The following is an 18144-nucleotide window of genomic DNA, read 5'->3' on the forward strand; positions in this document are numbered from 1 at the left end:
GGGCTCCGGGAAGAGAGCGCTCATGGCTCCACGCTAGTGGAGCCGCATAGGTTGGGGGCGTGGCCATCAACAGCCTGGAGAGGCGGTCGCCCCGCAGCCTGGCCGACGACATCCGGGGGCGTGACGATCGTGCGCTCGTCGCGCTGGTACTCGCACGCCCCGATCTCGCGCGTCCCGCTCCGGCAGACCTGACCAGCCTTGCCGCGCGGGCCTCGACGAAGGCGAGCGTGCAGCGGGCCGTCGACGCCCTCGACGCGGGCCGCCTGCAGGTGCTCGAGGCCCTCGTCGTGGCCGGGGACGCGGACGACCCAGACGAGACGACGGTGCTCCTGCGGCTCCTCGGCGTCGACGAGGCGGAGCAGTCCCTGGTCAGAGACATCGTGGAGGAGCTGTGGGCCAGGGCCCTGGTCTGGCGCGGGGCGGACGGGGTACACGTCGTCCGCAGCGTTCCGGAGGTGCTCGGCCCGTCCGTTGCAGGCCTCGGCGCCCCCTACCGGGAGCTGCGCCCGGCAACGCCGGAGTCCCCCCTCCCGACCGGGTCACAGATCCGGTCGGCCATCGAGGACGCGCCTGATGCGGCGCGCACCATCCTCGACCGACTGGCGTGGGGCCCGTCTGTGGGCGTCAGGTCCTCCGGGCCTGCCGGAACTGCGGCAGTGCGCTGGCTCCTCGACCGTCAGCTGCTCGTGCCGCTCGGTAGCGACCGGGTCGCCCTGCCGCGCGAGGTCGCGCTCGTCCTGCGCGGCGGCCGGCTCCACCGGACCTCCCGGCTCCGTGCCCCGGATCTCACGGGCCGAGACGTGGCTGCTCGCGTGGTGGACGCCGTCGCGGGAGGCGCCGCCAGCGACCTGCTCTCCCGGATCGACGAGCTGGCGTCGGCGTGGGGCGCAGAGCCGCCGCGCGTCCTGCGCGCCGGTGGCCTGTCCGTTCGCGACCTCAAGGCCACTCAGCGGGTGCTCGACGTGGAGCCCGAGCGGGCGGCCTTCCTCATCGAGGCGTCGTATGCCGCTGGGCTCGTCGGCGACGACGGCGAGATCGTGCCCGTCTGGGCTCCCACACCCGAGCTGGACGAGTGGTCGGCCAGCGAGGCGGGCAACCGGTGGGCAGTCGTCGCGCGTGCCTGGCTGACCTCCACCCGGGCCGCGCACCTCGTCGGTGGCCGGGTCGGCGAGTCGCCGGCCAACGCCCTGGGTCCTGACATCCAGTGGCCGGCCATCCGCGGAATCCGTCGCGAGGTGCTCGCTGAGCTGGCCACGCTCGAGCCGGGCACGGCCGCCGACGCGGAGTCGGTCCGGCAGCGGCTCGGCTGGCGGCGACCCCTGCGGCCCGCCGGCCCACTCGCCGGTGCCATCGACGGGGTCCTCCGGGAGGCCGAGTGGCTGGGGATCACCGGGCGCGGGGCCATCTCCTCCCCGGGACGCACCCTCCTGGGGATCACCGACCACTCGACTGTGCAGGCCGCGGCAGCCCGTGATCGACACGACGAGCTCGCCGCCGCGATGACGGCGCACCTGCCCGAGCCGGTCGACCACATCCTCGTCCAGGCCGACCTCACGGCAGTGGCACCAGGCCCGCTGGAGGGCGCCCTCGCGTCGTTCATGCGGCTCGCGTCCGAGATCGAGTCCAGGGGCGGCGCGACCGTCCACCGCTTCACCCACGACTCGATCCGTCGCGCGCTGGACGCCGGCTGGACTGCGGCGGACATGCTCGACACCATCCGCCGGTCGAGCCGTACCCCGCTTCCCCAGCCCCTCGAGTATCTCGTGATGGACGTCGCGCGGAAGCACGGCGTGACCCGGGTAGGGAACTCAGCGGCATACGTGCGCTCTGACGACGAGGCCGTGCTGGACGCGATGCTCGCCACTCGTGACCTCGCTCCGCTGCGGCTGCGGCGCATCGCGCCCACGGTGCTCGTGTCGTCCGGCGACCCGGGAATGCTCGTCGAGCTGCTGCGGGAGCACGGCTTCGCGCCGGTGCTCGAGGGGCAGGACGGTGGCGTGGTGCTGGCAGGGCCCGAGCAGCGCCGAGCCCGGGCCAGGCGCAGGGTCACTCCCCCGACGACCTCACCGGTGGACGAGGCGAGCACGACCGCCCTCGTCGCCGGGCTGCGCGCCGCGGAGGCGACCGCCCAAGAACGGCGGGCGGAGGAGGCGTCGCGTCCAGGCCCGGCCATCCCGACGACCGACCCCGTCGTCACCCTGGCACTGCTGCGCGAGGCGATGGCGGACGGTCACGGCGTCTGGATCGGCGTGACCGATCGGCTCGGGGCGACGACGCGGCACCTGATCCACCCCCGGCGGGTCGACGGCGGACGGGTCCACGCGACCGACGAGGCGGGCCGGGAGAGGTCGTGGTCCGTGCACCGGATCGCCGGCGCCACCCTCGATCAGGGGTAGGGGTCAGCCGGCGAGGGCGCGGACGACGTTGGACGGGCTGGGGCGCCCCAGCTGCTCGGCCATCCAGACGCTGGTCTCGACGAGCGCGTCCAGGTCGACGCCGGTCTCGACGCCGGCGCCGGCGAGGGCCCAGACCAGGTCTTCAGTCGCGAGGTTGCCAGTGGCCGACTTGGCATAAGGGCAGCCGCCCAGCCCTCCGGTCGACGCGTCGACGACGGCCACCCCGTCGCGCAGCGCGGCCATGGTGTTGGCCAACGCCTGGCCGTACGTGTCGTGGAAGTGCACGGCGATCCGGTCGGTGCCGATCCCCTTGCGCCCCAAGGCCTCCAGCAGACGATGCACGTGGCCGGTCGTGCCGACGCCGATCGTGTCGCCGAGGCTGAGCTCGGCGCAGCCAAGGTCCATGAGGCGCTGGGCGACCTCGACGACCTGGTCGATCGGGACGGGACCCTCCCACGGATCGCCGAAGCACATCGAGACGTACGCGCGCACCCACATCCCGTCGGCCAGCGCCCGCTTCACCACCGGCTCGAACATCGCGTACTGCTCCGTCACCGACCGGTTGAGGTTCCGCTGGGCGAACGTCTCCGTCGCGGACCCGAAGATGGCGATGGCCCGCAGGCCCAGCTCCTCCGCTCGGTCCAGGCCCCGCTCGTTGGGCACGAGCGCTGGACGGCGCGGACCGGTCGCGTCACCACCCCCCGCTCCGAGCCCCGCGAGCACCTCCTCGGCGTCGCCCATCTGCGGCACCCACTTCGCCGGCACGAACGAGGTCGTCTCGATCGTCTGCAGCCCGGCCGCCTCGAGGCGCCGGATGAACTCGACCTTGATGCCGGCCGACACGATGGTCTTCTCGTTCTGGAGCCCATCGCGGGGGCCGACCTCGTAGATCGTGACGGACGCCGGGAGCCCCGTCGCCGGCTCCACCTGGGGGGTTCGCATGCGTCCATACTGTCAGGCGTGCCCCCGCCCCCCATGCGACCCGCAACACGCCCGGAATCGTGCTGCTCACCAGTGCAATTTCAGGGTCGAGGAGCGAGGCGCCGGGCGTGTTGCGGAACAAGGCGCGCCCCGGCCAGCGTTGGGACCAGACGATGAACCCAGCGAACGACGGCCCCCTCATCGTCCAGAGTGACAAGACCCTGCTTCTCGAGGTCGACCACCCGCGCGCCGAGCAGGCCCGACGAGCGATCGCCCCCTTCGCCGAGCTCGAGCGGTCGCCGGAGCACGTCCACACCTACCGGATCACCCCGCTCGGCCTGTGGAACGCCCGCGCCGCCGGTCATGACGCGGAGCAGGTCGTCGACGCGCTCATCACCCACTCGCGCTATGCCGTGCCGCACGCCCTCCTCGTCGACGTCGCCGAGACGATGGACCGCTACGGGCGGCTCACCCTCGAGAAGGAGGGGTTCGCCGACTCCCCCGAGGGAACGCGGCTCGTCCTGCGCAGCACCGACCGTCCAGTCCTCGAAGAGGTTCTGCGGCACAAGAAGATCAAGCCCCTCACCGGAGAGCGCATCGACGACCTCGCCGTCGTCGTCCACCCGAGCGAGCGCGGCACCCTCAAGCAGGAGCTGCTCAAGGTCGGCTGGCCCGCCGAGGACCTGGCCGGCTACGTGGACGGCGAGTCCCATCCCATCGCCCTGGAGGACGACGGCTGGCACCTGCGGCCCTACCAGGAGCAGGCCGTTGACGGCTTCTGGCACGGCGGCTCCGGTGTCGTGGTCCTGCCCTGCGGGGCGGGCAAGACCCTTGTCGGCGCCGGCGCGATGGCCCAGGCGAAGGCAACCACCCTCATCCTCGTCACGAACACCGTCTCGGCCAGGCAGTGGAAGGACGAGCTGATCCACCGCACGACGTTGACCGAGGACGAGATCGGTGAGTACTCCGGGGCGCGCAAGGAGATCCGCCCGGTCACCATCGCCACCTACCAGGTCCTGACGACCCGCCGGAAGGGCACCTACACCCACCTCGACCTGCTCGACGCCCGCGACTGGGGCCTCATCGTCTACGACGAGGTCCACCTGCTCCCGGCACCGATCTTCCGGATGACCGCCGACCTCCAGGCCCGTCGCCGGCTCGGCCTCACCGCGACCCTCGTCCGCGAGGACGGCCGCGAGGCGGACGTGTTCAGCCTCATCGGGCCGAAGCGCTTCGACGCGCCGTGGAAGGACATCGAGGCCCAGGGCTACATCGCGCCCGCCGACTGCGTGGAGGTCCGCGTCACCCTGCCCGACTCCCTCCGGCTCGCCTATGCCACCGCGGAACCGGACGACCGCTACCGGCTGGCGAGCTGCGCCGACGTGAAGCTCGACGTCGTCGAGAAGCTGGCCCAGCGGCATACGGCGGAACCCACCCTCATCATCGGCCAGTACCTCGACCAGCTCCACGAGGTGGCCGAGCGCCTCGGCGCCGACCTCATCACCGGGGAGACCACCGTGAGGGAGCGACAGCGGCTGTATGACGCGTTCCGCCGGGGCGAGGTCACGCAGCTGGTCGTGTCCAAGGTCGCCAACTTCTCGATCGACCTGCCCGAGGCGAGTGTCGCGATCCAGATCAGCGGCACCTTCGGCAGCCGTCAGGAGGAGGCCCAGCGACTCGGGCGGGTGCTGCGGCCCAAGGGCGACGGCCGGACCGCGCACTTCTACACCGTCGTCTCGCGGGACACGGTGGACGCGGACTTCGCGGCGCACCGGCAGCGCTTCCTCGCCGAGCAGGGGTACTCCTACCGCATCATCGACGCCGCCGACCTCGACTGAGCCCCGCGCCGCGCCCCGCGCTCCGGGAATTGTGCGCCAAGGCCCGGGTAGGTGACACAGGAAGCTCACAGAGAGGGCACACCCCTCACCCAACGTGGCGGTGTGTCATCGAGTGAGCAGACCAACCGAGGAGAAAGCCATGACGCTCGCACCGCACGACTCGCAGCAGCCGAACCACACTCAGCAACTGCCTGACATGAGCAGGACGCAGGAGATCCCCGCGGCCAGCGGGCCCACCGCGCCGCCCCCGCCTCCGTTCCCCTCCGCCCCGGCCTACGAGTCGGCTGGCGCGCCGGCGCCCCGCAGGGGTCGCGGCCTCGCCCAGACCGCAGGCGTCGCGCTCATCGCTGCCGTGCTCGCCAGCGGAGGTACGTACGCCCTGACTCAGGCGAACGAGCCGAGTACGGGCACAACCGCGGCCACCCAGCAGCCCAGCCAGAACGGGACGTCCCCGACCGTCATCCAGGGCAACGCGGCAGCACCTGACTGGTCAGCGGTGGCCAAGGCCGTGTCGCCCAGCGTCGTCAGCATCCAGCTTGCCAACGGCGCGGGCTCCGGGGTCATCCTCGACAAGTCCGGCCACATCGTCACCAACAACCACGTGGTGGAGGCCGGCGGCAACGGCAGCGGCAACGGCGGGATCCAGGTCACCCTCGCCGACGGCCGCACCTTTGCGGCGACGGTCGTCGGCACCGACCCCTCGACCGACCTCGCGGTCATCAAGCTCTCCGCGGCGCCCAATGACCTCACGCCGATCTCGCTCGGCGACTCGGACACCATCGCGGTCGGCGACCCCACGATGGCGATCGGCAACCCGCTCGGCCTCTCCGGCACGGTGACGACGGGCATCGTCAGCGCGATCGACCGTCCGGTGTCGACCGGCTCGGAGAACGACTCGCCCTTCGGTCAGGGTCAGGGCTCGGCCGAGCCGGTCGTCACCAACGCGATCCAGACCTCCGCCGCCATCAACCCCGGCAACTCCGGCGGCGCCCTCGTCAACGCCAAGGGCGAGCTCATCGGCATCAACAGCTCGATCGCCCAGCTGGGCGGCGGGAACGGCGGACAGTCGGGCAACATCGGCATCGGTTTCGCCATCCCGGTCAACGAGGCGAAGTCGATCGCCGACCAGCTCATCGCCAGCGGCAAGGCCGAGCACGCCTTTCTCGGGATCAGCGCCCGGGACACGGTGACGCAGGACGGTGCTGCCAAGCGCGCCGGCGCCGAGATCGCCGCCGTGACCAACAGTGCTCCGGCGCAGGCCGCCGGGATCAAGCAGGGCGACATCGTCGTCGCCATCGACGGTGAGTCCGTCGACTCGTCCACCGCGCTCGTCGCCCAGATCCGCGAGCGCAAGGCCGGCGAGAAGGTGACCCTGACGATCATCCGTGACGGCAAGCGCCAGGACGTCTCGGTGACGCTCGCGGCGCGGCCGTCGTCCAGCTGATCAGTTCCAGCTGAGCAGGTTGGGGAGTCCCGTCAGCGCGGGGCTCCCCAGCTCTTTGGGTATGCCGCTGAGTCGGCTCCCGCAGTCACCGGCCATCCATGGCCGCACAGTGATGACGCACCCGGTCCTTAGTATACGGACCGTTCTCTATCGGCTAGCGTTGTTCCCATGGCGAGAATGTGCATCCCGCTGCGGGAGGTCACTCGCGCGGACCTGTCCATGGCGGGCGGCAAGGGCGCGAACCTCGGCGAGCTGGTGCGGGCGGGGTTCCTCGTGCCGCCCGGCTTCGTCGTGACGACGGATGCCTACCGGTCGGCGACGGCGGACCTGGAGCACCCCACGAAGGAAGCGATCGCGGCCCGCCCATTCCCTGACGTGGTGCGCGAGGCGGTGGAGCGCAGTTACCGGGACCTCGGCGGGGGGCCGGTCGCCGTGCGGTCCAGCGCGACGGCGGAGGACCTGCCTGGCGCGGCCTTCGCCGGGCAGCAGGACACGTTCCTCAACGTCGTCGGAGCGGACGCCGTCGCCGCTGCCGTGCGGGCCTGTTGGGCCTCCCTCTGGAGTGAGCGCGCCATCGCCTACCGTGCTCGCCTCGACGTCGGCGATGACTCGGTTGCCATGGCCGTGGTCGTCCAGGAGCTCGTGCCTGCGGACTGGGCCGGAGTCATGTTCACCGCGAACCCGGTCACCGGAGCGCGCGACGAGGTCGTCATCGACTCCAGCCCCGGGCTCGGCGAGTCCGTCGTCTCGGGCGCCGTCACCCCTGACCACGCGGTCCTCGCTGCCGACGGGTCGGTGCTCGAGCGGCACGCGGGCCGGCACGAGACGGTGGTGCGGCCCACCCCCGGGGGCGGCACGTCCACGGAGGCCGGCGACCAGGGCACCCCTGCGCTCCCGGCGCGGGTGCTCGCGCTGCTGGCCGAGCAGGCGCGAGCCGTCGCCGCCCACTTCGGGCCCCCGCAGGACATCGAATGGGCCATCGCTGGCGACACCATCCTCCTGACGCAGGCTCGCCCCATGACGGCGCTGCCACCGGCTCCGTTGCGGCTCAACCGGATCCAGCAGTTCATCGGTCCCGTCATCGTGGAGCTGCTCCCGCGGCGACCGCTGCCCATGGAGCTGACAGCATGGTCGGGGGACGTCATCCTGCGTCACCTCGAGCGCATGTTCGCAGGTCTGTTGGGTGCGCGAGTGGATGCCGAGGCGACGCTGCCGACCGTCGACGGGATCGTGCAGTCCTACGTCCCCGTCATCCCGCAACCGACCCTACGGACCCCGGCCCGGATCGCCCTCTCGGTCGCACGTGCCTTCCGGCGCCGTCCGGCCGACTGGGTTCGGCATCCCTTGGCAGCCGAGATCGTCCGACGAGCCGGCGCGCTCGATGCGACGGACCTGCGGAAGGCAACCTGGGCCGAGCTCCTGACCGTGCAGGGGACGGCTCGTGGCATCGTCAAGGACGTCGCCGAGCTGCGCGTCGAGTACCTGCCCGCGGCCGGGCGCGCCCTGGTCACGCTCAAGGTCGCGCTGGCGGTGCTCGGCTCCGAGTCCGAGATGTCAGACCTGCTCATCGGTGCGGACACGCAGACGATGCAGGCCAACGCCGCGCTCGAGGCCATGGCCGCCACCGTCAGCGCCGAGCCGGCCCTCCATCATGCCTTCCTGACCACCGCGAGCGACCAGCTCGTCGACCTCGTGGCCCGGGACCCCGCCGCGGCGACGCTACGCGGCCAGCTCTCCGAGTTCACGGAGCGATTCGGACATCGGGAGACGTCCACGCTCATGCTGCTCAGGGACCCGTCGTGGGGTGACTCACCTGGGACGGTGCTCCGGCTCGTCCGGGTCATGCTGTCGCGGACCGAGGCGTCGGCGACCCGGGGGCAGTCGCCCCCCACCGACTCGCTCGAGCGGCTGGTCCGGGAGCCGCGGGTGCGGCGGCTTCATGCCCAACGATGGCTCCGCTCGCTGGTCGAGCGGGCCAGCGACGGAGTCGCGCTCCGCGAGGACACCCACTTCGAGATCACGCGGGCCATGCCCGTCGTGCGCCACGCCGTCCTCGAGATTGGGGACAGACTTGCGGCCCACGGTTGGACCGACGCACCGGGCGACGTCTGGTACCTCCTCTGGGACGAGGTCGCCGCCCTCCCCGACCCCCTCGTGGGTGCCGGTGGCGACCGGCTCAGGGAGGCGGTCGCACGCCGCCGGAGTGCGTACGCCGCACTCGCGTCGTCGCCCCTCATCGCGACGACGTCCCTCTATCCCGACCGGCCGCCGACCGGCGACGCCCTCCTCACCGGCTTCGCGGGTGGCGGCGGACGAGCCATTGGCAGCGTCCGCGTCGTCCGCGAGCCGGACGAGTTCGGCTCCGTGGAGGCCGGCGACATCCTTGTCTGCCCCCAGACCAGCCCGGCCTGGACGCCCCTCTTCGCCCGGGTCGCCGCTGTCGTCGTCGACCACGGCGGCCCCGCCTCCCACGCGGCGATCGTCGCTCGCGAGTACGGCATCCCCGCGGTCCTCGCCGTCGGCACCGGCACGTCGACCCTCGCCACGGGGCAACGAGTGCTCGTCGACGGCGACCACGGGCTCGTCCTCCCCGCCGATGACCACACCGGGCCGTGAGCACCGACTTCCGCCGAGGCCCCGACGACGCGGCGCCGCCCTCGAGGACGCGATCCTCGACGCGGTCATCGAGATCCTCGACGAGTCGGGCTACGGGGAGCTCACCTTCGAGGCCGTCGCCCAACGCGCCGGTGCGGGCAAGGCGTCGATCTACCGGCGGTGGCCGACCCGGGTCGACCTCGCCCGGGCCGCTGCCCAGCGCCTTCTGGGCGAGGAGGCCGCGCCGCCTGACACTGGGAGCCTCCGAGGGGACCTCAGGGCGTGGATCCGGCTCACGGCGGACCTGCTCACCGGCCCCCTGGGCGAGGCGCTGCGTGGTGCCTCGGCCGAGGCTCTCACGCCGACCCATGGCGGCGGGCGGCTCTCCTCCCTCTCGAGCGGGTGGTTCGGCCCCAACATCGACGTCATCCTCGATCGGGCCCGCCAGCGCGGTGAATCGGTCGTGCAACCGAGCGCGTTGGTCCGCTCGACGCCTGCAACGCTCCTGCGCTTCCATTTCCTCACCCACGGCGCTCCGATCGACGACGAGATCATCGACGGGATCGTCGATGAGGTGGCCCTCCCGCTGTTCACCTCGCCGCGCGCCTGAGCCAGCCCGGCGTCGCCCCTTTCACCCCGAAAGCCAGCCCCTTCGGGCCACACTGGAGGCGTGGACAGCGCGCGGAACCGGCAGAACACCATCGACGCGGTCGCGGCGTTCAACGCCGGCGCCCTGGACCGGTATCTCGCCAGCTATGCGCCCGACGCGACCATCCATGGGCTCCCCGAGCACCTCGAGCCCAACCTCACGGGTCATCGGGAGTTCCTCACGCAGATGCGGCGGGCGCTGCCGGACTTCACGTCGACGATCGAGGACCTCGTCGCGGAGGGAGACCTCGTCGCGGCGCGGCTGACCTACAGCGGCACCCACGAGGGCGTGCTTCGCGGGGTCCCACCCACGGGCAAGCGGCTCACGTGGGAGGCCATGACCTTCCGGCGGTTCAACGATGACGGCCTGACGGTCGAGCGCTGGATCCTCGGCGACAACCTCTCCCTGCTCCACCAGCTCGGCCTGGTCTGACCCGGGCCGGCACGCCCCTCGTCGTGCGCCTTGTTCGGGCCGACGTCGATGAGACGCGGAATTCGGCGAAAGCACGTCAACCCCGGGCGTACGGTCGGGAGATGATCACCGCGGTGCACAACCTCATCTACTCCGATGACCCGGCCGCGACGCGGGCCTTCTTCCGTGACGTCCTCCGGTGGCCGTTCGTCGTCGACGCCGAGTCTTCCGACGCGCCAGAGCCAGGTGCCGACGCCTGGCTGATCTTCCGGTCGGGCCCGAGCGAGCTCGGCGTCCACCCGACGTCGGGTGAGGGGTACTCCAGCCCCCGGCACCACGCGGTCTCGCTCATGTGCGACGACCTGCGGGCCACGATGGACGAGCTCGCCTCTCGGGGAGCCAGATTCACCTCAGAACCGGTGGATCACGGCTACGGCATCGTTGTCATGGTTGCCGTGCCCGGGGCCGACGACATCCAGCTCTACGAGCCTCGGCACGCCATCGCCCACTCTCTGGGGTGAGGTCACCCGCCGGCCGCGGATCGCCGGCCCCCCTGTGGTCCGTGCGCCCGGACGTCGGTCGGTCAGGTGGGCGACGCGGTGGTGCCGACGCCCAGCACTGGCCCGAAGATCGCCCGGGACGCCAGCGCCTCGCGAAGCTCGGCATCCGCGTCCACGAGCGACCGTCGGACGGCGGGCGTGAGGTCGTCCCGGCGGAGCGCCGCCCTGCTGAGCGCCTCCGTCGCGTCGGTGAAGACCTTGGGGAACGCCGCCAGCACGACTCGGGAGAGGGCGTCCTCGCCCACCCACGCGGACATCGCCGGAACGTCCGTGAAGTACCGCTCGACGTAGTCGGCGACGAGGGCGTCGTCGGGCGACATCCACAGGCCCCGGGCGAGGTGGACCATCTCGTAGTTCGAGCGGTTGTGCCGGCCCGTCAGCTGCTCCCAGGCCCAGGCCTTCGCCTCCGGCACCGGCAGCGCGGCGAGGCACATGAGGGCGTTGAGGGCGCCCTGGAGCGTGTCGTCCCGGGACCGGAAGGAGTCGACCGCTGCGCCGTCGATGAGACCGCGTGAGGCGAGGTTGCGGACCACGATCCAGCGGAAGTCGCCGTCGTCCTCCAGGCCGTGCGGAAGGCCCGAGCCCTCGGCCCACGCCCGCAGGAGCGTCTCGTCCGCGCTCGTGCCGGCGAGGAGGCGGGCGGCGGCGAGCGACCGCGTCGTCCCTTCCTCGGCCCGAGCCAGCAGGTCCCCGGCATTTCGCGCCAGCCGAGCGAGGACCGGCGCCTGGGCCGGGCGCGGCACGAAGTAGGGCACGACCCGGTGCTCGGCGTAGAGGGCAATCCGCGTCAGGATCGACGCGTTGGCCTCCAGGAGCCACGTCGCCTCGAAGACGTCGAGGAAGGTCACCGGCGAGACCTCCGCCACGTGCACGCCGTCGATGAGGGCCGACCAGACCACTGCCCTGGCCTGCGCGTCCGGGACCCGGCTGAGCTGCGCCGGCAACGCGTCGAGCGTGCCCTCATCGAGGCGCACCCTGGCCCAGGTCAGGTCGCTCGCGTTGGGCACGAGGACCGCTGGGTGAGCAGTGCCGGCGAGGCCGTCGAGGTGGGTCTGGTCCCCCACCGCCATGACGTCGACCCGTGACACCTCGACGCCGTCGCTCCAGCCGGCGACGTCGATCGCGTGGGGCCGGTCGGCCGGATGCGCCGCCGGCACCTCGCGAAGCAGCCGCGCGGTGCGGACGACGCCATCCTGCTCCTCGGTCTCGACGGAGATCGTGTCTCGGTCGGCGGTGAGCAGCCACCCCGATGACCACGCGCCGAGGTCCGTGCCACTCGCGCGCTCGATGGCGCCGAGGAAGTCCGCCAGGGTGCCGTTGGAGTAGGACCGGTCGCGCAGGTAGGTGCGCACTCCCGCGATGAAGGCCTCGTCCCCGACGTAGGCGATGAGCTGACGCAGGACCGCGGCCCCCTTGGCGTAGGCGATCCCGTCGAAGTTCTGCAGCGCGCTCTGCGCGTCGAGGGCCTCGACGCCTGCCACGGCATGGGTCGACGGCGAGCGCTCGGCCCCGTAGCCCCAGACCTTGCGCACGATCGACGAGTCGACCCAGGCATCGGAGTACTCCGTCGCATCGACAAGGCACCGGTGCGACATGTACTCGGCGAAGGACTCGTTGAGCCACAGGTCGTCCCACCACTTCATCGTGACGATGTCGCCGAACCACATGTGCGACATCTCGTGGCTCACGGTGTTCGCCCGGCTCAGCAGCTCGTCGCGGGTGGCTGCCCCTCGGAACAGGTACTGGTCGCGGAAGGTGACGCAGCCCGGGTTCTCCATCGCCCCGGCGTTGAACTCGGGCACGAACACCTGGTGGTACTCCCCGAAGGGGTAGCGGATGCCGAAGAGCCCGTGGAAGTAGTCGAAGCACTGCCGCGTCACCGAGAAGATCTCGGCGGCGTGCCGCTCGAGTGGCTCCCGCAGTGAGGCGCGCGCATGGAGGCCGAGCGGGATGCCGTCGTGCTCATCCCGCACGGAGACGTACGGGCCGGCGCACACGGTCACGAAGTAGGTCGCCAGTGGCTTCGTCGTCGCCAGCCGCCACTCCCCCGGCGTCGACGAAGCCGCCGTCGCGGCGCCGTTGCCGAGGACGACCCAGTCCTGCGGCGCACGGACCGTGATGTCGTAGGGCGCCTTGAGGTCCGGCTGGTCGAAGCAGGCGTACACGCTCGGCGCGGCATCGAGGAAGAGGTGACCGTAGACGTAGTCACGACGGTCGGCCGGGTCCGTCGCCCGGTGCAGGCCCTGCCCGTCGTGGCTGTAGGCCATGGTCGCACGCACGACGAGGACGTTGTCTGCGGCAAGGTCCGTGAGCGGCATCCGGCCGGCGACCACCTCGCCGGGATCGAGGGTGTCCCCGTTGAGCGTGATGGACTCGATCGACCGGGCCTTGAGGTCGACCCAGCTGTCGGCGCCGGGCGAGCCACACGTGAAGGAGATGCTCGAGACCGAGCCGAAGACCTCCGCACCCTGGTCGAGGTCGAGCTCAACGGCATACGACGTGACGGAGATGAGCCCGGCCCGCTCTCGGGCCTCGGCCAGGGTGAGGCTGCGCATGGAAGCGAGCCTGCCAGATCGGCAGGCTCGCCACGCCCCGGACGGGATGATCCCTGTGGATTACCGCTGCGCCATGGTCTCCAGCCGCGCGATCCGCTGCCCCATCGGCGGGTGCGTCGCGAAGAAGCGCGACACGTCCTGGGCCCGGAACGGGTTGGCGATCATCATGTGGCTCGCGTTGACGATCTGCTGCTGGGGGGCGAGCGGCGCCCGCGCCACGCCGGCCTCGAGCTTGCGCAGCGCCGAGGCGAGGGCGATCGGGTCGCCGGTGAGCTTCGCACCGTCCTCGTCGGCGTCGTACTCGCGCGTTCGGCTGATGGCGAGCTGGATCATCATCGCGGCCATCGGGGCGAGGAACGACATCGCCAGGAGCGCGAGCGGGTTGGGCCGGTTCTCGTCCGAGCCGCCGCCGAACATGCTCGTGAACATGAGCATCTGGCCGATCGACGTGATGACACCGGCGATGGCGGCTGCGACCGAGCTCGTCAGGATGTCGCGGTTGTACACGTGCATCAGCTCGTGCCCCAGCACGCCGCGCAGCTCTCGCTCGGTGAGCAGGCCGAGGATCCCCTCGGTGCAGCAGACCGCGGCGTTCTGCGGGTTGCGGCCGGTCGCGAACGCGTTCGGCGCCTGAGTCGGCGACACGTAGAGCCTCGGCATCGGCTTGCCCGCAGCCGTGGAGAGCTCGCGGACGATGCGGTACATCGCCGGTGCCTGCGCCTCCGAGACGGGGTAGGCACGCATGGCGCGGATCGCGAGCTTGTCGGAGTTCCAGTAGCCGTAGGCGGTCGTGGCGACACCGATCAGCGCGAACAGCCAGATGTAGCGACCATTTCCGATGAGGGCACCGAGCCCGAGCAGGAGGGCCCAGATGGCGCCGAAGAGGGCAGCCGTCTTGAGTCCGTTGAAGTGCCTGTGCATGCCGGTTGAACGAGTGGTCGGCGTCGCGTGTTCCTGAACTCCTCGTTGGGCAGATGCGGCCGTATGCCGCTTAGCCGGCTTCCCGCTCAGCGGCCCGGTCGCGCTCGGGGGCAGAGGCGTCACGTCGCGCGTGGTTGCCGCCTGCTCCCAACGCATCAGCCGAATCCGCCTGAGCCCGTGACGGATTGACAGTGCACGCCCGGGGCGTGGGGTCGCGCCGCGGCCCCGCGACGCAGTGTTGTCAGGGTCACACTCCGCTGATTTCTCAACTACTACGTGTAGTAGTAGTGTTCATCTCGCCAGGGGAAACCAGGGAACAGGGAACCAGGGAAATGGGAGTCCCTCCCACTCAAAGGAGAAGCGCGATGCGCAAGACGCTTGATCAGCTCATCTCATGGACCGGCCTCATCCTCGCCGTTGTCCTCCTCGCCGCAGGCGGCCTGCTGATGTACGCCAGCAACTTCGTCCACCAGAACGTCGAGAGCCAGCTCAGCCAGCAGCGGATCACGATGCCCGCGGCCGACCGCCTCGAGACGCAGGCTCAGAAGGACGCCCTCCTGCAGTACGCCGGCCAGCAGATGACCACGGGCGACCAGGCCAAGGCCTTCGCCGACCAGTACATCCTCGTCCACATGAACGCGAGCTCGGACGGCCGGACCTACGAGGAGGTCTCGGGTGAGTACATGAAGATGGCCAAGGACCCCAGCGCCAACGCCGACGAGGTCAAGGCCCTCGGTGACCTGCGCCAGAGCCTGTTCATGGGCAACGCACTGCGCGGCATGCTGCTCAACGCCTACGCCTTCGGCACGATGGGCACCATCGCCTTCATCGCCGGGATCGGCGCCTTCATCGCCTCGGGCGTCCTGCTGGTCCTCTCGTTCTTCGGCTTCCGTCACGCGAAGCGGGTCAACGACTTCGTCCCGAAGGACATCGTGAGCGGAACCCCGGCCACGGTCTGAAACCCAGACCGGGTAGGCAGATACACCACAGAGCCGCCCCGCTGGTCACCACCAGCGGGCGCGGCTTTTGTCGTGGGCGACCGCTGCGTGGTTACTGTGGGCCCCATGCTGCCTTGGTCTGCTGAGCTGTCCGGACGCATCGACGAGCACATCATCGACAGCGCACTGTTGCGTGGCAACCCGCTCGGCGATCCTCATGAACGACCGCTCTGGGTCTACGTCCCGCCCGGCTACGACGATGAGCCGGATCGCCGCTATGCGACTGTCTACGTCATTCAGGGGTACACCGGTCAGCTGGCCATGTGGCGCAACCGGACTCCGTTCCGCCAACCGTTCCTCGAGACGGCCGACGCTGTCTTCGCCGGCGGTGAGGCGCCCCCGACGATCGTCGTCTACGTGGACGCATGGACGGCCTACGGCGGCAGCCAGTTCGTCGACTCCCCCGGTACCGGCCGCTATCACTCGTACCTCTGCGACGAGATCGTCCCGTTCGTCGACGGCCACTACCGGACGGTTCCGGAGCCAGCACACCGAGCCATCGCCGGCAAGTCGAGTGGCGGCTTCGGCGCGATGATCACGCCCATGCTTCGTCCCGACCTGTTCGGCGCGCTGGCGACGCATGCAGGTGACTCGCTCTACGAGTACTGCTACATCCCGGACTTCGCGAAGGCGGTCCGCCACCTGCGGGAGTACGACGGCAACATCACCACGTGGTGGGAGGACTTCAACGGGCGGACGGCCTTCACGAAGGAGGCTGACCAGACGCTGCTCATGCTGCTCGGTGTGGCCGCCTGCTTCTCAGCGGCGGCGGACGGCACGCCGTTGTTGCCCTTCGACCACACGAGCGGCCGGCTGGTCCCGGAGGTGTGGCAGCGCTGGCTGGACTGGGACCCCGTGCGCATGGTGGAGCGCCACGCCGAAGCCGTCCAGTCCTGGCGAGCCGTGTGGATCGATGCAGGCACTCGCGACGAGTGGTACCTCGACCTGGGGGCCCACGCGTTCCACGCCGAGGTGAGGCGAGCTGGCCTGCAGGACGAGCGGATCCACTTCGAGACGTTCGACGCGGGCCACGGCGCCATCGAGTACCGGTACCCGCTGGCCCTGGCCTGGCTCGCACAGCGCATCGCGCCCTGAAGCCGCTGCACGACGGCGATCGGCTGGGTCAGGCGGCGAGCTGCTCGGTGAGCCATCTCTCGATCGGGCTGGGTGATGCCTCGGGGCCGGTCGCTGTGGGCTGGGGCTCGACGAGCCCGGGCAGCAGGGGTGGCGCGGTCGAGGCGTACTGGTGCCCGGTGGGCGTGGCGATGTGCACGGTGTGCGGGGTGCTGCTGCCGGCGGTCGGTCCGGGGTCGGCCACGCGGGAGGACCAGCCGGGCAGGTCCTTGGTCAGGTTGCACGCCACGCACAGTCCCTGGCCGTTGGCGGCGCTGGTCGGGCCGCCGGACGCGTGCGGGCGCACGTGGTCCGCGTGCCGGATCGGCGCGTCGCACCACGGGGTGCGGCACACGCCGTCACGGGCGAGCAGGTAGCGGCGCAACCCGGCCGGGAACAGCCGCCGCGTCGAGTCCATCGCCACCAGCGTCCCGGTGCCCGGATGGGTGTACAGCCTGCGCAGCCACATCCGCGCCTCGCGGGGTCCGTCACGCCCGGGGTGGCCGTGCTCCTCACTGGTGGGCAGGTCGCGGGAGAGCAGGTCCCGGACCCAGCCGGCCGGCACCGGGCCGTAGCCGGGCACCTGCGCCGGGGTGTCGTCCCCGGCGAACAGGGCCCGGTCGGTGATGACGACCTGCACCTCGAGGTCGACGTCGTCGGCGCACGCCCGGCCGGTGACCCGCTCGACCAGCGTGTCGGCCATCACCTGGCCGCGGCAGCGCTGGTCACCGGCGGCCCTGGCCGCGGCGGCGGCCTGCTGCAGGGCTGCCCGCACCGCGACCGCCTGCGCCACCGGCAGCACCGCCGAGACGATCGCCATGGTGTCCGGGACCGGCCGGACCGTGACCCGCCGCGCCGACTCGGCCACCCTCGCCCGCTCGACCGCTGCCGCGGCGTCGAGCCGGTCGGCGCACGCCCGCACCCGGCGCTCCACCTCCCGATCACCCCAGCCGGCGACCCCGGTCGCCGGTGGGTCCTCGCCCGCGGGCAGGTTCGCCCCGATCACCTGCGCGTCGACCGCCACCCGCAGCTCACGGCTCAGGTGACTCGTGCCGGCCGCGACCAGCTCGGCCCGCCGCTCGCTCAGCCGCCCCGCCGTCAGCGCCGCCAGGGTGTGCGGCAGGTCCTCCACCAGGGTCACCGCGAGCCGGGCCAGCCGCGCCCCGCGGGCCGGGGACTCGTGCCGGGCCAGACCGACCTGGGCCGACACCCCGGTACGCGCCGCGACCGCCGCGGCCCTGCGACGCCGAGACCCAGACGACGACCCAGACGATGACGTCGAGCTCGACCCGTCACGCCCGCCGCCGCGGCCGGCCCCGGACCCCGGATCGGCGGGCAGCTCCAGCGCCCGCGCCCGATCCCGGGCGGCGACCCACCCGTCGAAGTCACCGGCCGCCGAGCACGCCTGCGCGACCTGCCGCAACCGCTGCGCCTGAGCCGCCTGCGAGGCGACGAACCGCGCCGTCAACCGCGCCTGCGCGGCCGCGCAGGCCGCCTTGGCCCGCTCCAGCGCCTCGATCGAGGACACCAGCTCGGCGTCGTCCAGACGGGCCGCCGCCTCGTCCCCCAGTCCGGACACGAGACCCGCCAGCGACACCCCCGGGCTCTCGATCATGCGTTCGACTCTACCGCATCGACGGCGCCGGTGAGGAGGTTATCCACCACCGAATTCGATTGAACCCCAAAGCCGTTCAATACCTCGAACGAACTCGGCTCAGCCCCCGGCCAAGGTCGCCGACCCAC

13 protein-coding genes are annotated in these 18144 nt (G+C 71.5%); 9 read left to right on the plus strand and 4 right to left on the minus strand.

The annotated features are described in order from the left end of the window. The first annotated feature begins 59 nt into the window (after positions 1 to 59). Complete coding sequence (locus ABF401_RS16585; RefSeq protein WP_353510683.1) at positions 60 to 2396, plus strand: helicase-associated domain-containing protein; 2337 nt, start codon at positions 60 to 62, stop codon at positions 2394 to 2396. Positions 2397 to 2399: 3 nt separating this feature from the next. Here ABF401_RS16585 and ABF401_RS16590 read toward each other — a convergent pair whose 3' ends face one another. Then, the gene (locus ABF401_RS16590; protein WP_353510684.1) at positions 2400 to 3338 is read right to left on the minus strand and encodes a hydroxymethylglutaryl-CoA lyase; all 939 of its coding nucleotides are present in this window, start codon (positions 3336 to 3338) and stop codon (positions 2400 to 2402) included. A 152-nt stretch (positions 3339 to 3490) separates the two neighbouring features. Between ABF401_RS16590 and ABF401_RS16595 the strand changes: the two genes are divergently transcribed. The 6 genes from ABF401_RS16595 to ABF401_RS16620 all read left to right on the plus strand — a co-directional run bounded on the left by ABF401_RS16595 (position 3491) and on the right by ABF401_RS16620 (position 10775). Continuing rightward, on the plus strand, positions 3491 to 5155 hold the full coding sequence (locus ABF401_RS16595) for a DNA repair helicase XPB (protein WP_353510685.1): 1665 nt from the start codon (positions 3491 to 3493) through the stop codon (positions 5153 to 5155). Between the two features lie 139 nt (positions 5156 to 5294). Continuing rightward, positions 5295 to 6599, plus strand: a complete 1305-nt coding sequence (locus ABF401_RS16600) for a S1C family serine protease (RefSeq protein WP_353510686.1) — start codon at positions 5295 to 5297, stop codon at positions 6597 to 6599. A 168-nt stretch (positions 6600 to 6767) separates the two neighbouring features. Next, positions 6768 to 9215: a PEP/pyruvate-binding domain-containing protein gene (locus ABF401_RS16605; RefSeq protein WP_353510687.1), complete on the plus strand. Its 2448-nt coding sequence runs from the start codon at positions 6768 to 6770 to the stop codon at positions 9213 to 9215. Next, positions 9196 to 9804 (plus strand): TetR/AcrR family transcriptional regulator, encoded by a 609-nt coding sequence (locus ABF401_RS16610; protein ID WP_353510688.1) that lies wholly within the window; start codon positions 9196 to 9198, stop codon positions 9802 to 9804. The genes ABF401_RS16605 and ABF401_RS16610 overlap by 20 nt, the downstream gene beginning before the upstream one ends. Before the next feature lie 60 nt (positions 9805 to 9864). Next, complete coding sequence (locus ABF401_RS16615) at positions 9865 to 10275, plus strand: ester cyclase (RefSeq protein ID WP_353510689.1); 411 nt, start codon at positions 9865 to 9867, stop codon at positions 10273 to 10275. A 101-nt stretch (positions 10276 to 10376) separates the two neighbouring features. After that, positions 10377 to 10775 carry a VOC family protein gene (locus ABF401_RS16620; protein ID WP_353510690.1) on the plus strand — a complete coding sequence of 133 codons (399 nt, stop codon included), beginning with the start codon at positions 10377 to 10379 and terminating at the stop codon, positions 10773 to 10775. Positions 10776 to 10837: 62 nt separating this feature from the next. On the opposite strand, the gene pepN is transcribed toward ABF401_RS16620, so the two are convergent. Both pepN and htpX read right to left on the minus strand, forming a co-directional pair. Then, positions 10838 to 13369, minus strand: a complete 2532-nt coding sequence (pepN, locus tag ABF401_RS16625; RefSeq protein ID WP_353510691.1) for an aminopeptidase N — start codon at positions 13367 to 13369, stop codon at positions 10838 to 10840. A 60-nt stretch (positions 13370 to 13429) separates the two neighbouring features. Continuing rightward, complete coding sequence (htpX, locus tag ABF401_RS16630; protein WP_353510692.1) at positions 13430 to 14290, minus strand: zinc metalloprotease HtpX; 861 nt, start codon at positions 14288 to 14290, stop codon at positions 13430 to 13432. Positions 14291 to 14655: 365 nt separating this feature from the next. Here htpX and ABF401_RS16635 point away from each other — a divergent pair, with 365 nt between their 5' ends. Together ABF401_RS16635 and ABF401_RS16640 are read left to right on the plus strand one after the other, a co-directional pair. Continuing rightward, a complete protein-coding gene (locus ABF401_RS16635; RefSeq protein WP_353510693.1) occupies positions 14656 to 15249 on the plus strand; it encodes a hypothetical protein in 594 nt (197 codons plus the stop codon). Positions 15250 to 15354: 105 nt separating this feature from the next. Beyond that, complete coding sequence (locus ABF401_RS16640; RefSeq protein WP_353510694.1) at positions 15355 to 16383, plus strand: alpha/beta hydrolase-fold protein; 1029 nt, start codon at positions 15355 to 15357, stop codon at positions 16381 to 16383. Positions 16384 to 16411: 28 nt separating this feature from the next. Here ABF401_RS16640 and ABF401_RS16645 read toward each other — a convergent pair whose 3' ends face one another. Beyond that, positions 16412 to 18016: an HNH endonuclease gene (locus ABF401_RS16645; RefSeq protein ID WP_353510695.1), complete on the minus strand. Its 1605-nt coding sequence runs from the start codon at positions 18014 to 18016 to the stop codon at positions 16412 to 16414. Between the last annotated feature and the right edge of the window lie 128 nt (positions 18017 to 18144).

The organism is Intrasporangium sp. (genome assembly GCF_040414665.1).
Classification (GTDB): domain Bacteria; phylum Actinomycetota; class Actinomycetes; order Actinomycetales; family Dermatophilaceae; genus Intrasporangium.